General features: G+C 41.8%; 19 protein-coding genes and 1 pseudogene. 17 read left to right on the forward strand and 3 right to left on the reverse strand.

Annotated elements, in window-relative coordinates; genetic code table 11:
- Window positions 1-14 precede the first annotated feature (14 nt).
- From C8268_RS10080 to C8268_RS10095, 5 genes are all read left to right on the forward strand, one after another.
- Window positions 15-1,010, forward strand: coding sequence for a helix-turn-helix transcriptional regulator (locus tag C8268_RS10080; protein WP_106767540.1), 996 nt, complete (start codon window positions 15-17; stop codon window positions 1,008-1,010).
- A gap of 97 nt (window positions 1,011-1,107) precedes the next feature.
- On the forward strand, window positions 1,108-1,902 hold the full coding sequence (locus C8268_RS10085; RefSeq protein WP_106767541.1) for an SDR family NAD(P)-dependent oxidoreductase: 795 nt from the start codon (window positions 1,108-1,110) through the stop codon (window positions 1,900-1,902).
- A gap of 59 nt (window positions 1,903-1,961) precedes the next feature.
- Window positions 1,962-2,087 carry a hypothetical protein gene (locus C8268_RS23320; RefSeq protein WP_272939326.1) on the forward strand — a complete coding sequence of 42 codons (126 nt, stop codon included), beginning with the start codon at window positions 1,962-1,964 and terminating at the stop codon, window positions 2,085-2,087.
- A 174-nt stretch (window positions 2,088-2,261) separates the two neighbouring features.
- The gene (locus C8268_RS10090) at window positions 2,262-2,837 is read left to right on the forward strand and encodes a sigma-70 family RNA polymerase sigma factor (protein ID WP_106767542.1); all 576 of its coding nucleotides are present in this window, start codon (window positions 2,262-2,264) and stop codon (window positions 2,835-2,837) included.
- Window positions 2,827-3,882, forward strand: a complete 1,056-nt coding sequence (locus tag C8268_RS10095; RefSeq protein WP_199794835.1) for a hypothetical protein — start codon at window positions 2,827-2,829, stop codon at window positions 3,880-3,882. Before C8268_RS10090 ends, C8268_RS10095 begins: the two co-directional genes overlap by 11 nt.
- Window positions 3,883-3,941: 59 nt before the next feature.
- Here C8268_RS10095 and C8268_RS10100 read toward each other — a convergent pair.
- Window positions 3,942-5,296, reverse strand: a protein-coding gene (locus C8268_RS10100; RefSeq protein WP_106765786.1) for an IS3 family transposase whose coding sequence is annotated in 2 segments (ribosomal slippage) — window positions 3,942-4,843 and window positions 4,843-5,296 — 1,356 coding nt in all. Because the reading frame shifts where the segments join, the coding sequence is not laid out codon by codon here.
- A gap of 188 nt (window positions 5,297-5,484) precedes the next feature.
- On the opposite strand from C8268_RS10100, the gene C8268_RS10105 reads away from it, so the two are divergent.
- The 9 genes and pseudogenes from C8268_RS10105 (at window position 5,485) to C8268_RS10150 (ending at window position 15,347) form a co-directional block, all read left to right on the forward strand.
- Window positions 5,485-5,988, forward strand: a complete 504-nt coding sequence (locus C8268_RS10105) for a GNAT family N-acetyltransferase (RefSeq protein WP_106767543.1) — start codon at window positions 5,485-5,487, stop codon at window positions 5,986-5,988.
- A 24-nt stretch (window positions 5,989-6,012) separates the two neighbouring features.
- Window positions 6,013-7,284 carry an MFS transporter gene (locus C8268_RS10110; RefSeq protein WP_106767544.1) on the forward strand — a complete coding sequence of 424 codons (1,272 nt, stop codon included), beginning with the start codon at window positions 6,013-6,015 and terminating at the stop codon, window positions 7,282-7,284.
- 163 nt (window positions 7,285-7,447) lie between these two features.
- On the forward strand, window positions 7,448-8,125 hold the full coding sequence (locus tag C8268_RS10115) for an ABC transporter ATP-binding protein (RefSeq protein ID WP_106767545.1): 678 nt from the start codon (window positions 7,448-7,450) through the stop codon (window positions 8,123-8,125).
- Window positions 8,122-10,614, forward strand: a complete 2,493-nt coding sequence (locus tag C8268_RS10120) for an ABC transporter permease (protein WP_106767546.1) — start codon at window positions 8,122-8,124, stop codon at window positions 10,612-10,614. The genes C8268_RS10115 and C8268_RS10120 overlap by 4 nt, the downstream gene beginning before the upstream one ends.
- 70 nt (window positions 10,615-10,684) lie before the next feature.
- Window positions 10,685-11,362 carry a response regulator transcription factor gene (locus C8268_RS10125; protein ID WP_106767547.1) on the forward strand — a complete coding sequence of 226 codons (678 nt, stop codon included), beginning with the start codon at window positions 10,685-10,687 and terminating at the stop codon, window positions 11,360-11,362.
- 3 nt (window positions 11,363-11,365) lie between these two features.
- On the forward strand, window positions 11,366-12,388 hold the full coding sequence (locus C8268_RS10130) for a sensor histidine kinase (RefSeq protein ID WP_106767548.1): 1,023 nt from the start codon (window positions 11,366-11,368) through the stop codon (window positions 12,386-12,388).
- A 530-nt stretch (window positions 12,389-12,918) separates the two neighbouring features.
- Complete coding sequence (locus tag C8268_RS10140; protein WP_106767550.1) at window positions 12,919-13,185, forward strand: CD3324 family protein; 267 nt, start codon at window positions 12,919-12,921, stop codon at window positions 13,183-13,185.
- A gap of 188 nt (window positions 13,186-13,373) precedes the next feature.
- Window positions 13,374-14,300: pseudogene (locus tag C8268_RS10145) on the forward strand (phosphotransferase enzyme family protein).
- A gap of 12 nt (window positions 14,301-14,312) precedes the next feature.
- On the forward strand, window positions 14,313-15,347 hold the full coding sequence (locus tag C8268_RS10150) for a serine hydrolase domain-containing protein (protein WP_106767551.1): 1,035 nt from the start codon (window positions 14,313-14,315) through the stop codon (window positions 15,345-15,347).
- A 146-nt stretch (window positions 15,348-15,493) separates the two neighbouring features.
- Here C8268_RS10150 and C8268_RS10155 read toward each other — a convergent pair whose 3' ends face one another.
- Both C8268_RS10155 and C8268_RS10160 read right to left on the reverse strand, forming a co-directional pair.
- Entirely contained in the window at window positions 15,494-16,354 is an 861-nt protein-coding gene (locus C8268_RS10155; protein ID WP_106767552.1) for an amidohydrolase family protein, read from the reverse strand.
- On the reverse strand, window positions 16,351-19,575 hold the full coding sequence (locus C8268_RS10160; RefSeq protein ID WP_106767553.1) for a GNAT family N-acetyltransferase: 3,225 nt from the start codon (window positions 19,573-19,575) through the stop codon (window positions 16,351-16,353). The genes C8268_RS10155 and C8268_RS10160 overlap by 4 nt, the downstream gene beginning before the upstream one ends.
- Window positions 19,576-19,882: 307 nt before the next feature.
- On the opposite strand from C8268_RS10160, the gene C8268_RS10165 reads away from it, so the two are divergent.
- The 3 genes from C8268_RS10165 to C8268_RS10175 all read left to right on the forward strand — a co-directional run bounded on the left by C8268_RS10165 (window position 19,883) and on the right by C8268_RS10175 (window position 22,864).
- The gene (locus C8268_RS10165; protein ID WP_106767554.1) at window positions 19,883-20,944 is read left to right on the forward strand and encodes a suppressor of fused domain protein; all 1,062 of its coding nucleotides are present in this window, start codon (window positions 19,883-19,885) and stop codon (window positions 20,942-20,944) included.
- A 239-nt stretch (window positions 20,945-21,183) separates the two neighbouring features.
- On the forward strand, window positions 21,184-21,870 hold the full coding sequence (locus tag C8268_RS10170; RefSeq protein ID WP_106767555.1) for a response regulator transcription factor: 687 nt from the start codon (window positions 21,184-21,186) through the stop codon (window positions 21,868-21,870).
- On the forward strand, window positions 21,863-22,864 hold the full coding sequence (locus tag C8268_RS10175) for a sensor histidine kinase (RefSeq protein WP_106767556.1): 1,002 nt from the start codon (window positions 21,863-21,865) through the stop codon (window positions 22,862-22,864). Before C8268_RS10170 ends, C8268_RS10175 begins: the two co-directional genes overlap by 8 nt.
- The last annotated feature ends 41 nt before the right edge of the window (window positions 22,865-22,905 follow it).

Consider the following 22,905-nt stretch of genomic DNA (forward strand, 5'->3'; position numbering starts at 1 on the left):
GGAGGCCCTTTAGCATGAAGTCGCATCCCGCAGACCGCATTAAGATCCCGCTAGGATTTTGGGAAGGATTACATCAATTAGGGATAGACGCCTATGAAATAGCTCAAAAAGCACAATTACCGCTTAGCGTTATTTCGGAATCTGTCGTCAGCACCACTCAATATTTTTCGATATGGCAGGCATACTCCGATATGATGGGTGACATTGCCACTGGCATGATCAAGCTTGCGACCGTCTTTGAAACAGCAAAGTACCCACCGACCATGTTAGCAACTTATCACGCTCGCAACTACCGAGATGCTCTAAATCGAATGGTTCAGTACAAACAACTATGTCCCCCCGAAGGCTTACGTATCACTGAAAAAGGGGAGGACTGTTTGATCGAGCTGGAATGGCTGCATACGGAGAAACCTGGTCCGCCAATGCTGGTTGGTATTACGCTGGCAAGTCTATTAGAGCTTGGGCGCCGAGGTACAGGTCAACCTTTGAGAGCGCGGTGCGTTGAGTTTTCGCAACCCATGGGCGATGTACAGGCTCTGGAAGCTTATTTTGGCTGCCGTATCCGGATGGGGGCAAGCTGTAACAGGCTAACGCTGCACCGAAGAGATTTGGATCGTCCCTTCGATTCATATAATGAAGAATTGCTGGAGATCCTGACCCCCGTTCTAGACCGATCACTTGACGAGCAGCAGCGCAGCCGCTCATTAGCCGAGATGGTCAAATGGATCATGAAATGCAGCCTCACTGGGGGAGGCCCCAACATCGAAGCAGTCGCAAAGCAACTGGGCATGAGCGATCGAACCTTGCAGCGTCGGCTTACTGAAGAAAACACGAGCTTCAAGCATCTGTTATCACAAGCCAGACATGAACAAGCCCGGGAATACTTGGCAGATCCCTCGCTAGATATTAAAGAAGTGGCTTTTTTGATTGGATATAAGGACGAGAGCTCGTTCTATCGCGCCTTTCGCCTTTGGGAGGGTGAAACTCCTTCCAATTGGCGTGTGAAGTAAGTATCTTGGCGCTGCCTGCTAGTTACCGAACCATTCAAACCAGGTAATATAAACACGATCCGAAGCAGAAAGAAACAAAGGAGAAGTGTATTGTATTATGGATATGGGATTAAATCACAAAACAGCTTTAGTCACTGGGTCAACAAAAGGAATCGGTAAAGCAATCGCCATTGAACTTGCCAAAGAAGGTGTTCATGTCCTCATTAATGGACGAAATAATGAAGAGGTAGAACGAACCATAGATGAAATGAAGGCCAACTTCCCGGAATTTTCTCTTCAAAATGCTGCAGCCGATATCGTGGATAAGAAGCAGAGAGAAGCTTTGTTCCAACAATACCCCGCTATTGATATTTTGATTAATAACATGGGTGTTTATGAAATCATGCAATATGAGGACATCGATGATGAAATGTGGGAAACATATTTTCGTACTAACGTTCTTGCTGCAAATAGCCTATCTAAATTTTATTTGCCTCAAATGCTGAAAACGAATTACGGCCGCTTAATTTTTATTGCGAGTGAAGAAGCCATGATGCCTTCAGGACTCATGCCTGCATATGCAATGACCAAATCAATGCTGCTGTCCTTGTCAAAAAGCTTGTCTAAATTAACCATAGGAACAGAAGTCACCGTCAATACGATCTTGCCAGGACCAACGCTATCTGAAAATGTGCGTCAGATCATTGAGGGGATGTACCCTAATGAGAATATGACTTTTTCCGAAAAGGAGAAGGCATTTATGACCACAAACCTCCCGCAATCTGAGATACAGCGATTTATCAGGCCCATGGAAATAGGCAGACTAGTTGCGTTTGTATGTAGTCCTTATGCATCCGCATTTAAAGGAGCTCCAATCCGCATGGATGGGGGAATGGTACCAACTATTTTTTAAAACAAATATAGTATCATAGATAATCGACTACGAAAGGTATAAGTAATGACGAGAAAAGGATGGACTTCGCCATTTTGTTCAGTGAGGGGAATCTGGACATGTTCAAGCCTTATGGCGTGTTGGTGAATTGTCTCGATGAAGACATCGTAGGATTCAACGACCTTATGGAGGCCGAAGATGTATAATTTAGTTGGAACTAAGAGAAAAAGGTCCTTGGCGATTATGCCAACGACCTTTTTACATTCATGGCCTTGAGATTCTGCAAAAAATAATGGAATTCTTTTTGATTTAAAACCGAACCTTTTTTGGATAAAGAGACAATATAGGGTGTAAGCTGCTTACACAGGAGGGCCCTCTGAATGGAAAGTGAATCTATGTACCAACTGCTCACAAAAATGAAAGATGGTAATCAACAGGCGTTTCATACGTTGTATGAAGCCACCTATCAGGACGTTTACCGGACAGTCTCCTTTCTGGTGGATCACCAGCAGGATCGGGAAGATATCATGAATGAGATCTACATGCAAATGTGGACCTCGATTGCTAATTATGATTCAAATCGACCGTTCCACTTCTGGTTACACGGCTTGGTAATCCGTCAAGTGCAAAGATTTCGGGTCAAAAGCTGGCGGAGGTTTCGAATTTTTGAGCGCATCCGTGCCTTCTCTCGGGAAGAGTCTCATTGGGATCAACCTGCTGTGTTGATGGATGAGACGAGCCAAATGATATCACAGGCAATCCAAAAACTGACCGACAAGCAGCGAACGGTCATTATCCTCCGCTTTTTTCATGACTATACGCTTGAGGAGATTGCGACATTGCTCGATATTCCGCTAGGTACAGTCAAGTCTAGATATCATGCTGGCCTTCAGGTGCTTAGAAAAAAATTACGGGATCTCCCCCCAGAAAGGATGGAAAGGATCAATGCCTATTGAACGCAAAATCCGTGAACATCTGCACAAAGAAGCAGAAACGACGGAGTGTCCTCCGGCTATTTCCGAAAGAATAGAGCAATCCTATTCTCAATTTTTGAAACGAAAAAGGAGTGGAATAACCATGAAAAAACGATTAATTATTGGGATCGTTACTGCTGCAATTATGATTCCAACCGCGGCATTTGCGGCCCCTCCCCTGATTGAAATGCTTACTAGAACACCGATGACTACTGGACAAGTCAAGGCGAATGAGGTTGGTAAAGCAACACTTGAAAAGCTGTACAGTGCATTTCCCGAGACGAAATCTTTTGAAATTATCGATGCAAGCAGCGTTCAAGGTGTCCAAACAAGTATCATACTGCAGGAAAAAGGAGGAATCGGCAAAAAGATCATCCTTCATGCTAATAGTGTTACGGGTGAGATTGAACATATAATCCAAGAGAATTGGGAGCCGAAGGAAAAGCCACTGACTACTTTAACCGATCAGGAAATCAAGTTGAAGGTAGATGATCTCATTGATAAAATGTATGGCCATATCGAAGAGTACGAGGTTGATATGGAGCAAATGGAAAACCCGGATCAAAAAACATTGATGTTGAATTACACCAAAAAGGGATCAGAAACACCGTACTACCAGGTATTTGTTCAGGGCAATACAATCAGTGTTTCTCTGATCGGAGGCGAAACTGCGCCTTCCAACAATAAAGTAGAAGGTTTCTTCACTACAAATGGTAAGCCTGATTATTTTGCTGATGCTTATTTAAATGATGCCAAACTATTTTCTTTACTAAAACTTAGCCCAACCGAATTAAAACAAGAATTAGCCAAAGGTAAATCGGTTGTGGAAATTGCAGCATCTAAAAATGTCTCTAAACAGCAAGTAATTGATGTCATTGCAAAAACACAGGTTGATTTACAAATTCAAGGTGAAGAAAATGGCGATGTTCCTAAAAGCAATCTTTCGTATGAACAACTATTACAAGCTATAGAACCAAAAGTATTACAAGTTATTGAATATAAAACGGAAGCACCATCGAAGAAGTAACTAATACTAAAAAGTCGCATAATTGAAGTGACCCCCAAAAGTTAGACACGGTTATTTCATCAGGCAGCTTTCTCAAAATGAGTTCGGTACTGTACCGGACTCATTTTGAATTTTGCCTTCAACCGTTTAGTATTGTAGTATTCAATATATTTTTTCAGTTCTTTCTTGAAATGTTCCACATTTTCAAACTCTTTACAGTACAGAAACTCCGACTTGAGAATACCGAAGAAATTCTCTATGACGGCATTATCGTAACAATTCCCTTTTCGTGACATGCTCTGGAGAATGCCTCTCGACTTAAGCGCATGGCGATACGGCTTCATTTGGTAATGCCATCCTTGATCTGAATGAAGAAGAAGATGGTGCTCTTCCGGTAGACGCTTCAGTCCTGCATCCAGCATTTCAGATACCAGAGAATATGTTGGTCGTGAACCAATGGTATAGGTGATAATCTCCCCGTTGAATAAGTCCAAAATGGGCGATAGATACAGCTTTTCTCCAAACAACTTAAACTCCGTGATGTCCGTCACCCATTTCTCATTTGGCGCCTCCGCCGTGAACTGGCGGTCCAGATGATTCGGTGCAATCTTGCCCACTGTCCCTTTATACGACTTATACTTTTTCATGCGGACTAGGCATTTAATGCCTAGCTTTTTCATGAGCCGCTGAACCTTCTTATGGTTTACTTTCCATCCACGGGTTACCAGTTCATCACGAATACGGCGATATCCGTAACGCCCCTCATGTTCCGCGTAAATTGACTGAATTTCAGCTTCCAAATCGGTATTCAAATCTGGTTGATTTATACGTGCTATAAGGTTGTAATAGGTGCTGCGCGGGATACCAGCCAGCTGTACGAGTGCCATCACCGGATATTTATGCCTCAGTTCCCAGACGACTTGTGCTTTGTCTTGTTTGGTGATTTTTCCTTGTTTCGAACTAAGGCATTCAACTTTTTTAGATACTCATTTTCCATTTCAAGCTGCTTGATACGTTCTTTAAGTGCTTCGTCAGACCCTTCAACTACGGATCGTTTGATAGACGAATTGGAATCTTTCTTCATGGATGGACGCCCCTTCTTTTTTGGCTCAAGGGCTTCTAGACCGCCTGTCTCCATCTTTTTCTGCCAGGAATACAACATGGAGAAGTCCGGAAGGTTGAACAGAGCAGCGGTATCCATGAGAGAAGCGTCTGATTGAGCCATATGATTGAGTACGTCCAGTTTAAAGCTTGCCGGATAATTTGTATAGCCGTTAATAAAGGCTGACTGACCATGCATCTCATAGAGCTTCAACCAATATTGGAATTGGGACTTAGTAACGCCCATTTGATTTGCGTATTCCGTCTGCGATATAAGATCAGGGTCATACCCTTGAATTATCGCCAATTTACTATCTTTCGTAAATTTAGTCATAAAAAAACTGCACCTCCAACTGTTAGAGTGTGTCTAACAATTGGGGTGCAGTTCATTCAAATATGCGGCTTTTTTTCTTGTAGCTTAAAGATATTTAAAAAAATTTTCTGTAGAAGGTGATTTAACATTTAACATCTAATTATTAAATAACAGTTTTTTTAGATAATGACGGGAAAGGAATCTTTTAGATGAATAACAAACAATCTATTTCTTACATATTTCATTTGATGCGGTTAGAAGACGCTGAAAATATAGTAAAGTGGCACTATGCCCCTCCTTATTCTATATATAATATGTCAGATGATTTAGAGGATATTCAGGAACTCATGGATGGTTCCTACTATTCAGTCAAAAACCTCGAGAATGAGCTGATTGGGTTCTTCTGCTTTGGAAAAAATGCGAAAATACCCGCTGGTATCAGACAAGGGATGTATTTGGATCAAACAGCTTTAGATATCGGATTGGGATTGAGGCCAGATCTTACAGGGCAAGGAAAAGGAAGAGATTTTTTGATTGCAGGTTTGGACTTCGCACGAAAAAAATATAAGCCTCGAAAATTCAGACTAAGTGTAGCTGCATTTAATAAGAGGGCCATTTCTTTATATAAAAAGGTAGGATTCATATCTAAAGATACTTTCATCAATAAGGATAATGAGACTGAGTTTATATTAATGGAACTGGTATTTTTATAATACACTTATAGGGGAAAATAAAGGGTGAAAAAATCCAAGCAATCTATTGCAGGAATATGGAGGAAATATCCTGTATACAGAGACATACAAATTACAACGATTTTGACCAGTTTTTTCAACTGGAGCTCTTTCATAGCAATGCTTTTTTTGTTAGGTGAAATCACAAGCTCAGGGATTGAATTAGGGGTTCTATGGGCTCTTAGTGGCTTATCTCCGTTGATTTTCAATGCATTTCTAGGAGTCTATTTAGATCGATGGAATAAGAAAAGAAGTATTATTGTTTCCGATTTCTTCAGGTTTATATCTTTTTCACTGTTCTTATTCATCCCTTTTACTGAAGAATATCTGTCCATTTTTATTTTCTTTATTGCAAGGTTTTTTACAGGTTTATTGAGCTCGTTTAACTCGACTGCCAAACAAGTGGTTATCCCCCAGATTGTACAAAAAGAAGATCTTGTTGTTGCTAATTCGTATAGCTATATGATTACAAGTACAGTTCGTCTGAGTGGAGCCGCAGTAGGAGGAGTCATTGTTTCTTTCTTCGGAATCCATACTGCGTATTTGTTAACTGCTTTATCTTGTTTATTTTCTTCTTTTCTTATAGCAAGGCATCATTGGAATGAAGGCAGCATTGAGAGAAATCATCGTTCAAACTTTTGGGCAGAACTTTCCTCGGGGTTTGCTTTTGCTAAGAATAATCTATATGTAAAAATGATATTAATATCCTCCATCACTATAGGGATCATTATTGGCAGCTATAATCTGATGTTAGAAAGATACAGTACAGTCATTTACTCTGAACGAGAATACTATCTAAGTTTGTTATACATATCGGAAGGTATTACTTCAGTATTGGTTGGTTATATTGTAGCCAAGAAAAATTTGATCTTTGAGAAGAAATGGAAATACGGATTGTTGTATGGAGCTACGGGATTAGCATGGATTTTGTTTAGTTTCTCAACCAATATCATTCAAGGAATATGGTTTCTAATTCTCTTTGGTTTGTTTTCCGCACTCATAGCGCCATTTGAACGATTTACGATGCAAAATGTAGTGCCAGATTATTTGAGAGGTAAGGTATTTGGTTTATGGGGAACGTTAACCGCGGTAGCTATTCAAGGTGGCGCACTCATTACAGGTTTCATCATCGAATTCCTTGGGATTCAAGCCGTGAATCAAATTACAGGTGCATTCCATTTGTTGTTTGGAGTCATTTTTACGATAATATTTTATTTCAATCTGAACAAATCACAATCGTTATTATCAACAAAGCGAGAGGGTACAGACATTCAATAGGAGGACAACAACGTATATACATTGAGACCGCGTAGATACGCGGTTTTTTAGTTGTTTGGACGAGAAAATCGCCTTTTCTTCGCTGCTGTCACAAGATTGTAAGAAGCGGATTTTATAATGATATGTATCAAATTCAAATACATATAGTGATGGAGATGCTGATATGAACATACTTAAAACAGTAAGTCTCAAAAAATACTACAATAAAGACGCGAATCAAGTCAAAGCACTTGACGGGATTGATTTGGAGATCAATGAAGGCGAATTTGTTGCGATCGTTGGAACTTCGGGCAGCGGAAAATCTACCCTATTGCATATGTTAGGCGGACTCGACAGAGCGACAAGCGGACAGGTATTCGTCGGAAATCATGATATCTTTCAGATGAATGATGAAGCGCTGACGATTTTTAGAAGAAGAAATATTGGCTTTGTGTTTCAAAACTATAATCTTGTTCCAATTTTAAATGTGTACGAAAATATTGTTCTGCCGATTGAGCTGGATGGTAATCAAGTGGATAAACAGTTTATCGAACATATCATTCAGACATTAGGGCTTCTAGACAAGCTTAACAGTCTTCCTAATAATTTATCTGGAGGGCAGCAGCAGCGAGTTGCAATAGCTAGAGCGCTTGCTACTAAACCTTCTATTATTCTAGCTGATGAACCGACAGGTAATTTGGATAGCAAAACAAGCCAGGAGGTTATTGGGCTGCTCCAGGTGACGAGCCGCAGGTTTAATCAGACAACCGTGATGATCACACATAATGAAGAAATTGCGCAGCTTGCAGATCGCATGATTCGGATCGAAGACGGCAAAATAGTCGGAGGTCATGCCTCATGATGTTCCCCAACAACAATAAGAAAGCTATTGCCAAACTGACGAGCCGAAGCTTGCATCATAATAAAACCAGAAATCGGTTTGTCATTCTGGCTATCATACTTACAACGCTGCTTATTACGTCTGTTTTCAGTATTGGAATGAGTTTTTTAAAGTCCATAGAAAATCAACAATTGAAAATAATGGGGACAACGGCTCATGCAACGTTGACTTTCCCGACAGATGAGCAGATCGAGCAGCTTGAGCAGTTGGAATATGTCAAAGAGGTTGGGCTTGGTGCCAATGTCGCTCTTGTAGTAAATACACCGCAGATGGGAGATATTTCGTTAAGTTTGCACTGGTTTGATCAGAATGAATGGAAAAAGTTTCGTTCACCCATTTTAGATGAAATTACGGGAAAATACCCCGAGGCAAAGAACGAGATTTTGGCTCCAACCTGGATTTTGAAAGCAATGGGAATTGACGATCCGAAGATTGGAATGGATATTCCTGTGACCTACTATACACTTGATAAAGCTGGTATAAAGTCTGATGAAATAACCGAAACTTTCATTCTTAGCGGCTGGTATACTGAGTATATGAACATTCGTTCGGGCAATATAGGGAGCCTATTTGTTTCCACTCCATTTGCTCAATCCATGGGAGGGTATCCCGTTGATTCCGGAGTTGCAGATGTCATTTTTAATAGTGACCAAGACGTACCGGCTTTAGTAGAGCGTCTTGAACAGGACATCAAGCCAGGTGCAGAGCAGAAAGTTAAAATCGTACCACTCTATGAAGAAAATAAAATGGCGGATACGGCTACAATTACAGGCTACATAGGCGTCATTCTGTTTCTTGTGCTTAGTGGATATTTATTAATTTATAATGTATTCTATATTTCCGTATCTCGTGATACGAGATTTTATGGACTTCTTAAAACAATCGGTACTACGGCCAAACAAATTAGAAGAATGGTGATTGGTCAAGGGTTAAGATTAGCTTTAATTGGTATACCTATTGGAATCGTAATGGGTGTGCTCTTATCATTTGTCGTGGTTCCCATGGCACTTGGCATTTCGGATTTGGCAGGCGATGTAGTAATTTCATTTAGTCCGCTTATCTTTATTGGAGCTGCTATATTTGCACTCATTACCACACTGATCAGTTGCATTAAGCCAGCACGTGTGGCAGGTAAAGTCTCTCCAATTGAAGCGGTTCGGTATACGGGGACTACCGTGAAAGCCAAGACCGCTCGTACGAGCTATGGATCTAAGTTAAACCGCATGGCGATCCGGAATATTTTCAGAGAAAAGAAACGTGCCTTTGTCGTGTTCCTCTCCTTATTTCTAGGGATGACGACTTTTATGACCGTCAACACGCTTGTACTTAGTATGGACACGGATAATTTTGTAGGCAGCTATTTGGACAATGATTTTGATCTGTATAACAACACGTTGTCTTTGGGGTATAATGGTGAATTCCGAGACAAAATTACAGAAGATTTGGTTGAAAAGATCGAGCAAATGGATGGTATTACGGATGTTAGAAAAACGTACTCTGACCATGTGAAAATTAAATATGATCCCAAAATATTTGGTAAGCATATTGATGATTTTGCCGAAAGGGCAAAAACGGAACGCCCTAGCGATGAGTTTTTACTTCAAGAGAAGGACATGTTTGGTGCAAGGATGAGCGGAATTGACACAAAGTATGTGGAAGAGCTGAACCAAGATCTAGAAACCCCGATTGATCTGGATCGCTTCAATAAAGGTGAAATTGCTTTGCTTGGCGCGGATGCAGAAAACTTTAAGCTTGGTGATCGTTTCGGGCTAACGGAACACCCGAATAGAAGCTTCGAAATTGGCGGATTCGTCGAGCAGACATTTCAAGCTCCAGGTGCAATGATGGCACCGAATATCTATATTAGTCATGAAGCATTTAAACAAATTATAGAGAAACCCGTCATTTACAAGCTGAATATTCGGGCTGAAAAGGACAAACAGCCAGAGATTCTGGAACAGCTTAAAACAATGATTGAAGGCGATCATGAATTTTATATGGAGTCCAGATTAGAGACAGCAGAAAGTATGGAATCTGCTAAAATAACGTTTTATATCTTAGGTGGCGGAATTGCATTCATCCTAGCTTTTATCGGAATCCTTAACTTCGTCAATACGATGTATACCAGCGTTCGAGTCAGAAAGCTTGAGTTTGCAGTAATGGAGAGCATCGGGATGACTCGCAAACAATTAAGAAAAATGCTGCTGCTTGAAGGCACAGGCTATGCTGTCATCTCAACAGTGTTAATTGCCACTTTAGGAAGTTTAATCAGCTATGGCGCTTACGAATTGTTCAGTATGGAGGCAACGTATGCGATCTATACATTCCCATTTTTGCCTTTAATCATAGCAGTCATTGTTATATTCGCAGTATGTATGACGGTTCCACTGATCGCTTACAATTTGACCAATAAACTGAGCGTCGTTGAACGTTTAAGAGAATCCGATTAATCAGGAGGAGGCATATGCAGATATGCCTCTTCTATGTGTTAAGATAGTAGTGCGGATAAGGGGGGGGAGCATGAACACTATTCTAATCGTGGAAGATGATCAACTCATTAACGAAGGCCTAAGCTTCATGCTTCAGCAGGAAAACTATAACACGATATCAGCCTGTTCCTATCAAGAGGGCTGGTCAGCCTTCACGAATCACAAGATTGATCTCATCATCCTGGACATTAATTTGCCAGATCAAAGCGGCACAGTGCTATGTGAAGAAATTCGCAAGTCCTCACAAGTACCGATCCTGTTCTTAACCGCTAATGATACGGAGCAGGATATGGTAAAAGGATTCTGTCTAGGTGCAGATGATTACATAGCGAAGCCGTTTAGTATGCTGGTTCTTTCTAAGCGGATCGAAGCCATTTTAAGAAGAAGCCATACCCATGAAAGCGACAATCTTTATACTTATGCTAATTTAGCGATTAATTTTGATAAAATGCAAGTTTATAAAAAGGATCAAGAAGTGAAACTGACGGCTAATGAATATAAACTGATGGCTATACTTGCGCAGAATAATGGACAAGTGTTAACCAGACAAATGATTCTTGAGAAGCTGTGGGATGTGGATGGAAATTTTGTTGATGAGAATACCCTTCGTGTAAATATTAAAAGACTCAGAAATAAGCTTGAGGATGATCCCAAAAATCCCGCCATCATAAAAACAGTTTTTGGAATTGGCTACACGTGGGGCGATTGAATAATGAAAATGACTTTTTCAAAAATCATGATCGCTGCACTTGTCATATTTGTACTGATAAGTGGAAGCTTTATCAGCTTTCTTGTCGTAACCAATGCCAATTCTCTGATCCTATTGATTAGTATTTTGTTTATCGTACTGATTGCAGCATTATTCCTTGGTTATACTTTGGCTATTCGCAAACAGATGACAATGGTATTGAATAAATTGTCTGAAACGATCCAGTCCTTTATGAATATGCAAGATCATCAGGTTTTCTCCATGTTGGAGGATACGATGCTTTCTAAGATCCAGACACAGATTATTAAATTATCGCGCATGCTTCAGGCTCAGAATCAGAGGCATCTAGAGGATAGCGAATCTGTTAAATCATTGATATCGGATATTTCCCATCAGCTCAAAACACCACTTACGAATTTAAATATGTATTACAACATGCTTATTGATTCCAATTTATCTGCTGACAAGCGGAGTGAATTTACTCAGATTGTACAAAATGAACTAATCCATCTGAATTGGCTTATGGAAAGCTTGATTAAAATGTCACGGCTCGAATCAGGAATTATTAAGCTGAATATCGAGAATCAGCCAATAGACAAAACCGTGCTTACTGCCATTAAGCAAATATTTCCGAAAGCGAATGATAAACAGATTGAACTTAGGTTCCACTCTGACCAAGCGATTATTACGGAGCATGATGTCAGGTGGACGGGGGAAGCGATTGTAAATTTACTTGATAATGCGGTGAAATATACACAGGCACATGGAACGATCGACATCACAATTCAAAAATATGAAATGTTCGCACGTATCGATGTGAAGGATAATGGGGCGGGAATAACGGAGCAGGAGATTAACTCTATTTTCCAAAGATTCTATCGCAGCGAGAATGCCAAACAGACAGAAGGAGTAGGTATCGGACTCTATCTCGTACGTAAAATTGTGGCTCAACAAGGAGGATACATCAAAGTATCCTCTATGATCGGACAAGGCAGCAGCTTTTCAATTTTTATGCCAATAAATTAGGCTATAATTGTTCAGAGAAGATTTGCCATGCTATACTTGGAAAGCAACTTAGAGGGGAGCAGAGTTTCTTGAGTTGGTTCTTTGCAATAGTATTTTGGCTATTTTCTTGTTGGCAATCGGTTACGGATTTTATCTCACGAAAGAAGTACATCAGACTGAAGATTATTCGGTAAGACCTAATCTGTTTAATATCTCATCTGACTCAGTATTAGGTTGGTTTTTTGGAGCTATTGTTAAAACTATATTTGCACTATTTATGGGATTCTTCTTTAGTATTCTCCCTTGGTGGTTGGCTAGGAGTATTTTTTTTGGAATTGGTATAGGATTGTTTTTATTAGGGATAAATGTATTACAATATTGATGTAATTACTAAACAAGTAAACTTGAATATGAAAAGAGGGATGTAACATGTATTTGTTGTGTTAAATATTAAGAGCTCCACTTGCAAAGCCTATATAGTTATGAGTGATCATTAATGTTATTTATATAGGTTTTGCTGCCTTAAATATTATTTTAAGGAGCGGAGCTCGATGAAATATATTAAAGCAAATGAAACTCTTCCAGAAGATTTACTTAAAGAAGTACAAAAGTATGTACAAGGAGAACTATTGTATATCCCCAAACAAAAAGGCGTTCGAAAAAAATGGGGAGAAAACTCCGGATACAGAAACTATCTTATCTGTCGTAATGATGAAATATATAAGAAATATCATCAGGGAACAACAATTGAGCAGCTTTCAATCCAATATTCGTTATCGTGCGATAGTATAAAGAAAATTGTATACTCAAAAAAATAACCAAAAGGCTCGCCTGCATTTGCCAGACGAGCCTTTTGGTGTAGAAAATGGTTATTAATTATTTTCAACATATTCATTTGGATTGGCATTATATAGAATTGAGTTATCGGCACAGTTTTTTAGCTAGCAAATGGAGGTGCATCAATACAAATATAACTGATTATATCAAGCGATTTTGAGGTGACAATATGCAAGAAAGAATATTGCAATTTCTAAATAAAACATATCCTATTCATTTTAATAATGTAGAAGCAGTAACAAATGAAATGTACCGTTGTCAATCAATAAGTGGTCTCTTTTTTGTTCGAATAACGAATTATAAGACTTATCAAGAACAATTAGAAGAAGTGAATTGGACTAATTATCTTTATAGCCAAGGCATAAACGTACCCATGATCGTAGCCTCTAAAAATGATTCATTAATTGAAAAAATAATGTTAGATGAAGAGAAGAGGGTCGTTTTATTTCAGGCTGCATCAGGAATCCATCTGCCACGGTCCAAATGGAACAAAACTGTATTTAGAAATCTTGGACAACAAATAGGCAGAATGCATCGAGTGAGTAAAGAATATATGAAATCTGGAATCAAACATTGGTACGAGTCCGAAGAATATGATTTTCTCAAATACATTCCAGCAAAAGAGAAAACCATACGGGAAATTGCACAAGTTGTTTTAAACGATATAAAGGAACTACCACAGGACAATTCAAATTATGGATTAATACACGGAGATCTGTGGCTCGAAAACGTCCTCGTAGACAGTAACTCTAAACTAACAATGATTGATTTTCAAGATTGTGAAAAACACTTTTATGTATACGATTTAGCCGTTCCCATCTATTCTGCACTGGAGTTTTCGTTCTCAGGGGGAGAGAACATAAGAGATTATGAACGATCCATTACATAGGCGTTAATAGATGGATATAAAGAGGAGAATGACCTTTCTTCTGAGATGCTTATGAAATTACCCCGGTTTATGAAGTTAAAAGAAATGTTTGAATATAATTTGATGCATATGTATTGGAATTCGAGAGATCTGAGCGAGGAACAAGTCCGAATCTTGAACTTATATAGAAATCGGATCGAGCACAACCACTTGAAATTAGAATATTAGAGGTGATTAAAAATGAAAATTGATGAAATCGTTAAGAAACATAACCAAGAAGAACATGGTCGAATTCAATTTTCTGGTGCTATTTTATTTGGGACTGAGAGTGAAATAAAATTCGAACAAAGCTATGGGTTTGCAAATCGTAGTGATAAGATCAAAAATACAACGAATACAAGATTTGGTATAGCATCAGGCTGCAAGATATTTACCGCAATCGCTATATGTCAGCTAGTTGATAAAGGGCTTTTAGAATTCAGCACTTTATTAAGCGACTTAGGAATGAATATAAATAAATTTGATCCGAGAATCACTGTGCATCATTTACTCACTCACACTTCAGGCATTCCCGATTACTTCGATGAAGAATTCATGACAGACTTTGAAAGTCTTTGGGAAACAGTGCCCATGTACAGTATAACTTCACCAAAGTGTTTTCTCCCCATGTTTCAGGATAGACCCATGAAATTTGATCCAGGCACCCAATTTTCTTACAATAACGCAGGCTTCATTGTGCTTGGATTAATCGTGGAAAAATTAACTGGATTGAGTTTTAACGATTATGTTCAAGAACATATCTTCCAAGTTTGTGGAATGAATGATTCTGGATATTTTCGAATGGATCAGCTTCCTGAACGGACTGCAATTGGTTATGTGGGCAATGATGATCATTGGAAAACCAATATATATTCATTACCAATTGTAGGCGGACCTGATGGAGGGGCTTATACGACGGTGCATGATTTCGTGAAATTCTGGGATGCTTTGATGGGATATCGATTATTATCGAAACAATTAACCGAAAAAATGCTTCATCCTCATATAAAAGACAGCGAGTTTATTCATTATGGATATGGAGTATGGATTGAGATAAGGAATAATGAGATTTTCAAATATTTTGTCATGGGAAGTGATCCTGGGGTTGTGATGCAATCTTCATATTATCCAGAATCTAAAGCGGAAGTTCATGTTTTAGCAAATGTCGATGAGGGTGCAGGCTTAATTGCATCCAAAATAGATGAAGTAATCATAGCTAAACAAAAGAACGAATAATCGATAAACGACACCATAAACGTCAACGCAGCCCGTTCGTATTGGAATAGGGAAAAACTGTCGGTAAATTTACCGACAGTTTTTTTTCTGGTAACAATATTCTTTATTGAACAGGGCATAAAGGTCTTTCATCATATAAGGCGTTACTACCCGACCAACGGGGCGATTTTGGGAAACACCCGCAAGGCAGTACGATAAAAAACATCCTCGTGATAAGATTCGGGAATCAGTTCCTGCACGAACTGCAAATAAGGTTCTACTGGGGCGAGCGGCCAGTCGGTGCCGAACAGCATTTTCTCATATTGACCGCTGTATGCCAGCGCTTGGCGCAAATGAGCAAAGACGAGCGGAGAATCCTTTAGCCGCGTGCATTCGGCAGCATCGCCGACGATCAGACCGGACAGGTCGGCGAAGACGTTGCGATTTTTATATACGATTTCCGCTCCGTCGAGCACCCAAGGATCGCCCAAATGGGCCATCATGAAATTGACTTCGCGATGATCGACGGCCACTTCATCTACCGCCAGCGGGTGCGCATATTTCAACAAGCCGCGTTCCGAGTACGTGTCGCCCGTATGAAATACGACCGGCATCTGATATTGTTTCGCCAACTCGTATACCGGTTGATAGACGCTGTCATAGGCGTAAAACGGATAATAACCGAGATAGATTTTGATCCCCACCGCTTCTGGCCGCTGCAAAGCCCGTTCCAGCTCGTCCAATCCAGCGTTGTCCAGTTTGAAGGGGTTAACTCCAGGACAGTAGACGACTTGCTTAGGGAATGCTTCTGTTATCATATCAAGCCCCATCGGGGTTGAGGCTTCCCGATCCGGGAAGCCTTGAGGGACGGATTCCGTCAGTCCCATCCCGATGCCCAGCACGACGCCTTGCGTAGCGTACTCGGAAAGTAATCCGTCAACGGAATAATCGACGAATGAACGGGTGACCGCCGTTTCCTTAAAGGAAGTAATATGAGACAAATGCATATGCGCATCAATTACCTTCATTCGGTCTGCGCTCCTTCCATATCGTTAGATTTATGCGTAAGAGGAAAGGAGATCCGGCGCAAAGCTTCTAGTCCCTCGATCGGAAGCAGTGCCTCCGAAAAGACGAAGAAAATTGGAGCCGAGCGGTACTCATTTCCGTGTGGCAAGTGAACATCCCGCGTGAGCGACAGGCAGCAAATGTCCGTGTTTGTATAGAGAGAAGGGCGGTTGACAGTTTCATCAGTTACCATTTGCATCACTCCGGTACGACCGTCAAAGCCGAAACCGTAGTCTTTCGTTTCGCGCACGCTTAGTTCGTCTTTGCCAATGGCGTAACGCAGCGTTTTGCCGTCAGGTGCGAACGTTCGCAGCCAGCCGGTGCCCGTCTCGCGAGACTCGCCGAACGCTTCGGAATTGCCGGACTGCCCAGGCGCTTCAGATTCACCATTCTCGCTGGACGATCCTACTTCGTTAGAACGGAGGAACATCTCGCTGAGTAGGGATTTTTCCAGATAAGTTCCTGTGTTTTGACGGACATCGGTCATATAAGCGAGTACTGGCGCTCCAGGGAGCAGTAAGTAGTAACTGTCTATGATCGTTCCTTTGTAGATGTCGTGCTGTTGAATAGACTGTCGTATTCGGATGCCAGACCAAACGTTGCCTTTGTTATCGGCAACGCGAACAAAGCTGGCGGCGTGTTCTTCCTTTCGCACAGACGCCGGGTTCATATCGTCAAACTCATCCGTTATACCGCCGATCCAGGGATTCCACCAGGATCTGATCCCGTATTCCGGAAAACCAGAGGCGAGCCATTCCTGTCCTTGAACTGCAAGTGATTGGAGAGCGGGGTAATATTCCGGCGCAGTGAAGATCCGGATTATCCCGTTATCAGCCTCATATACTGAGTATTCTGCCTCCGTGTAGGTACTGCAGCGAACGGGAACGGACGACACCGGGAACAAGGCGCTGTAGTACGTCTCTAGCTGGGAGCCAAGCTGTGCATCCAGCTGGATAAGGCTGCAAGGAGACGATGGAGACGGCAAAACAAAAGAGGCTTCTGCGGCTTCTTCATCCGCTGAAAGTACCCTTTGGGCTGCCGGACGAGCTTCGCCTGCATAAGAAACGGACAACTCGCCTTCCCATACGTTCTGTTTGACATCATGCAGGAGAGCTGTCACTTCCTTCACATCCGATGAGACGAACGGGTTTCCTTCATTGGCCATCAACTCCATATGGCGGACTGACGATGGGGACGTTTCCAGATCGGCCCGTTTCAAAGCAAACGTCCGGAATTCGTTCCAATCATGAAAACCGCCCACGGACATGAAAATCGTTTCCGAAGCTTTCGTTTCTCCAGGTTCCAACGATCCGACGACACTTTCCAGCTCCATAAACCATTCTCCGAAACGCATTCGGTGGCTTTGGGACCAACAAATGCCGTACGCGGTTTGGTCGCTGCGGACAAAGAGCCACGGTTCGCTGAACTTGGCACCGTCCCAATATTCGTGATCGTCCCCATGGGAATCGGTCATTTCGATGATGCGGCCATCGTAAGGCAAGACCATTCGGTATAAGTCCGAACGAATACGTTGGGAAACCCAGATCTCGCGGGTGACTGGCGTTCCGGAGCTGTTTTCCAGCTCATGCCACAGTTTCATCGTTCCGTCGGCGTAAAGTAAGGTGCACAGATGCAGTAGAAGCTCGGGAAAAGCATCCGATTGGTATGTATGTCGGAATCCAATCGCACCGCGTTCTTCGCAAATTTCAACTCGGAGCGGCTTCTTGCGTGAAAATTCACTCGAATATGGCTTGCCGATGGACGGCGGCAACAGCATAATTTCTTCGTCTTTCCGGCTCACGGTCCGAAGCGACATTCTGTTATGGTCCTTGTCGCAATGGAGATTGTACCCGCCGTTCCAGGCTAGCCAGCTTTTATCCGCTTCTCCTGCAACCATCGCGCCGGGCCCGCCAAAAGCGTTGCCGATGGTTAGGGTAAACAACACCTCAGGCCCATGGTCCGGAACGGCCCGAATTTGCGGCCTTGCATGGTAGAAGCCGTAATCCAGCAAGCGATAAGGAACGGCCAGCGAGACCCGTTCTTTCGCTCGCAGCTTTATTTCGAACGTTTGCTGTTCGAGAGCAAGCCAATCGGTTCCAGGCAGGGTGAAGGCAAACGTGGCCGGCTGAGCAAAATGATTTTGTATATCCAGATACAACGTATACTTGCCGCCTATTGCATGTCTTACTGCGGGAACGTTCATTTGGATGCTGGCCGGAAACTTCGGGACGATGCCGACCTTCAGCAGCGCTTCAGAACCATTAATGCGAACCCGGGTCTGTACAGCCGGGCAAGTGCGCCATTCGCTCTGCGGCTCCTCGATCGCTCCAACGAAAAAGCTTGCAGAGATCTGACGCTCCTCTTCCACTAAAAATTCCTCCTGCCAATCGAAAACGATGTTGTGGTCCGATTCGCCCTGAAGCTCAATTTGGAGCGGCGCGCTTGATTTGTTGACAATGCGGTATTCGACTTTATAATCTTTGCCAAATACCGGCTCAGCTTGCTCAGCCGTGGCGGATAGCAAAAAATCTTCCGTCTCGATGAGACAGATACCGCGGCTTCTGCGTTCAATATCGACGCGTAGCGACCGACCGTTATCATTGGCCCAAGCGTAAGTGTACGTCTCGAAGCCGTTATCCTTCTGCCCGTCCGGTTTGATTTCAATCGTCCGTTTCAGGTCAGCATACCAGTCGAATTCCTGAAAATAAGGGGCAAGCGCTTCACAGGCGGCCACCTGGGGGATAAAATTCATAAAATGCACTGCATCTTCACGGTCTTCCCAGAAGAACCCACATCTTTTGTACAGGGGCACCGCTTTCATATTCGCTTCCCAAGTATAAAGGTCAACGCGTGGCCAGCCCAGGCGGATCGTTTCTTCGACCGCCCGAAGCACGAGCCGTTTACCAATCTTATGGCCGTGAAAATCCGGCCGAACATTCAACAGCTGAATATACAGCGCGCCGGTATCCTCTCGATATTCACCTAGGCTGCAGTATCCGACAACCTCATGATTGCATATGGCAAGAAACACCGCAAAGGCATCCGAGTTTTCTTCACTTTGCCGGACTTGTTCGGCTGAACGGACGGAAGAACCTCCGCCCCATTCATCGTTGCTACGGTTCCACATTTCAGCTACGCTTTCCGCATAATCGGGATGGTAAGGCACAATGTCTACAAGCGTCATGTTTTCACCTCGTTTAGAGTAATAAAAATAGAAGATACTGGATATACGATCTTAGGCGGACAAAGTTGCGCATTTAGGCAAAAGAATGAGAATGCAGAGGACCGCTATTGGCTGAGCAAACTCCTCCTAGTCTGGGGTTGACTCTTTTCGTTTATTGCCTGGTCCGGTTCATAGTTCTACGAATTAGCTTCCTATTTTTGTGTAATTGGTACCTGTCGTTTCCAAGCATTTCAAGTGTATCATGAAAGATAGGCAAACAATCAAGCGACTTAATAAATCGAAGAGATGAATCATTGGAGGGTAATGGATGAATGAGGAAGTGGTTACAATCGGATGGGATGCCATTGAAGAGCAAATGGGTAAGATCTATGCGGCACAGGAGCCGAAACATTACGGGACGATGATCCCATATATGCTGGGGGGCAATGATCCGTTGGATGGCATTAGCGCCTATAAGGCGGAAAAGCCTATACCTCACTGGCATTTCGTCACTTTTGGATTTTCGGAGCTTTATGAAAAAGAATCGGATAATACGGATTATAGCGGTTTCGGATTCGAACTTACGTTTCGGCTCGCACGTGAGGAAGACGAGGAGGAGCCGCCGGCTTGGGCGCTGAACTTGCTTCAGAATATGGGAAGGTATGTATTCAATAGCGGAAATGTTTTTGCTTCCGGTGATTATTTAGATGCTAACGGCCCCATCTGTCTCGGGTCCGAAACGAAATTGACTGCTCTTGCCTTTGTCGAAGATCCAGAGCTTCCTGCCGTATTTACAACGAATGGACGGGTTGAATTTCTTCAAATGGTCGGCATTACTGAGGATGAACTGGAAGCTATAAAAACATGGAGCACAATACGAATGCTGGAAGCCTGTCAAGAGATACTGCCAGGTTACATTACCGATGTATCACGCGACTCTGTGCTGCAAATTCCAGCTATTGCTGAAGCTGTCCAGAAAGGCATAGAGCGTGACGGCTCCAATACCGGATTTTTATACGTCGATCAATTATCATGGGAGCCTGAAAAGCACCGTCTGCTTAGCAAGAAACCGGCAGTGCTCACCTTGGGGGCCAGACAGGCCGGTACGGTTGGCAAACTGCTTTGCGGTCGTCTTTTGAAAGGGAATAATCTTACACTTGCAAGTCAAGACTGGCGGGTCGTGATGGAGCCGGGAGAGGAAACCCGTTATGTGGTAGAAGAGAATGAAGTCCGGTTGACGCTGGATGCAGCGGTCATCACCGAGCTTTCGCAAATCATGCAGCCTAAGGAAGACATAATCAAGCTGTCCGCTTATAAAGAGCTGATTATTCAAGTCGTGAAAACATACATTAAGGATCAGGACGGAAATGTGATATCTACGATAGGATGAACATGAAACCAGGAGTGCGTTACCGGAAGAGCAGGTAAGCTAACCAGAACCGACTTTTTGACCATGGCGGGCTGTTTATTAAAGGGTTGCAAGCGGAATTTCCGAAATTGTAACCCTTTTACTAATTAACAGTAATACTAGTTTTGAAGTCAGCTCCCGATTAAAACTCGCATTTGGAAGCCGTTAGCTTAAACTATATAACATATTCTCTTTATATATGCAGTTTGGAGGAAACATAATTGAAAGTACTAGTCGTAGAAGATGACAAAACGATTGCGGATGGATTGCATTATTCGCTTTCCAGTGAAGGTTATGAAGTATTTATTTGTGAAAATAAGCAAATGGCATTGGATACAATCAAACAACAGCAATTTGATATTTATTTACTTGATTTAACCTTGCCGGATGGCAGCGGCTATGAGGTTTGCGAATATGTTAAAGAAAATCAGGAAGCTCCTGTACTTTTTTTGACGGCATGTGACGATGAGATCAACGTCGTTCGAGGATTAGATATGGGAGCGGACGATTATATCACCAAACCGTTTCGTATTCGTGAGCTGATTAGTCGAATGAAATCATCTCTTAGGTATTATAAAAAAGCATACGTTTCAAATGATGTAGTGAAGGTTGGAAATATCGTTGTAAATACAAAACAGGCTAAAGTGTACAAAGGAACAGAAGAAGTAGCGTTAACCGCTTTAGAATATCGCTTGCTGTTGACATTTTTAAATCATAAGGGACAAGTATTATCTAGAAATCAGCTATTAGAAGGCATTTGGGATCTAGATAGCAGCTTTATAAATGATAATACGCTTTCTGTTTACATCAAACGACTGCGAGACAAGCTAGAGGATGACAGTCAGAATGCTAAAGTCATAGAAACCGTGCGCGGGCTTGGCTATCGTATGGGTGGAAGTCATGATTAAAAATAAGAGTATTTGGGCATTATTTACCTATAGTATAATTATATCGATGATCGGCACATCAATTATATGGAAGATGGACTGGAAAGCAGGAATTGTAGCCATTACTACAGTATCCCTGCTCTTTCTATGTTTTTTTCTGTTTACGCTTAAACGTTATCGAGACATCAAAAAGCTTTCAGACTATTTGGCTTCTGTTTATTCTGGTCAACCTACTTTGGATATACGGGATAACAAGGAAGGCGAATTAAGCATATTGAAAAATGATATTTACAAAGTCACTTTAACTTTATATGAGCAGTCTATGTATCTCAAAAAAGATAAACTCTATTTGGCCGAGACACTCTCTAACATTTCACATCAACTTAAAACACCTCTTACCTCCATGTTTGTCATGGCAGATTTGTTGAACAATCCTAATCTACCTCCAGAGAAAAGGGAAGAGTTCCTAGGTAATATCATCAATCAATTGAAGCGCATTGAGTGGCTTGTAACCTCATTACTTAAGCTATCCAAAATTGATGTTCAAAGTGTTACTTTCAAAAAGGAACTTGTATCTGTCAAGAAGTTAATAGATAAGGCTTTAGAGCCGCTCCTTATTCCAATAGAGTTAAAAGATCAACTGCTTTCTATATCCTGTAATGAAAATCTAATGGTGACTGTAGATGAAAACTGGACGGTTGAAGCGATTCTAAACGTCATTAAAAATGGGATCGAGCATACGCCGGTCGGAGGAAGGATTACGATTACTTGTGAAGAGACACCTTTGTATACGCAAATAATCATTACCGATAGCGGTAAGGGGATTGGTCCAGAAGATTCCCCATACATTTTCGAACGATTTTATAAAGGGAGAAATGCCGGGCCTGATAGTGTTGGAATAGGCTTAGCGATGTCTAAAACGATTTTGCAAAGTCAAAGTGCCGATATATTTATGGAAAGTGAGTTTGGTGTAGGAACAACGTTTACCATCAAATTTTTCAAACAAATTGTTTAGTGACAAAATAGTAAGAAAGCATGTCACCGATAAGACATCTT

The organism is Paenibacillus faecalis (assembly GCF_900289175.1).
Classification (GTDB): Bacteria; Bacillota; Bacilli; order Paenibacillales; family Paenibacillaceae; genus Paenibacillus_AQ; species Paenibacillus_AQ faecalis.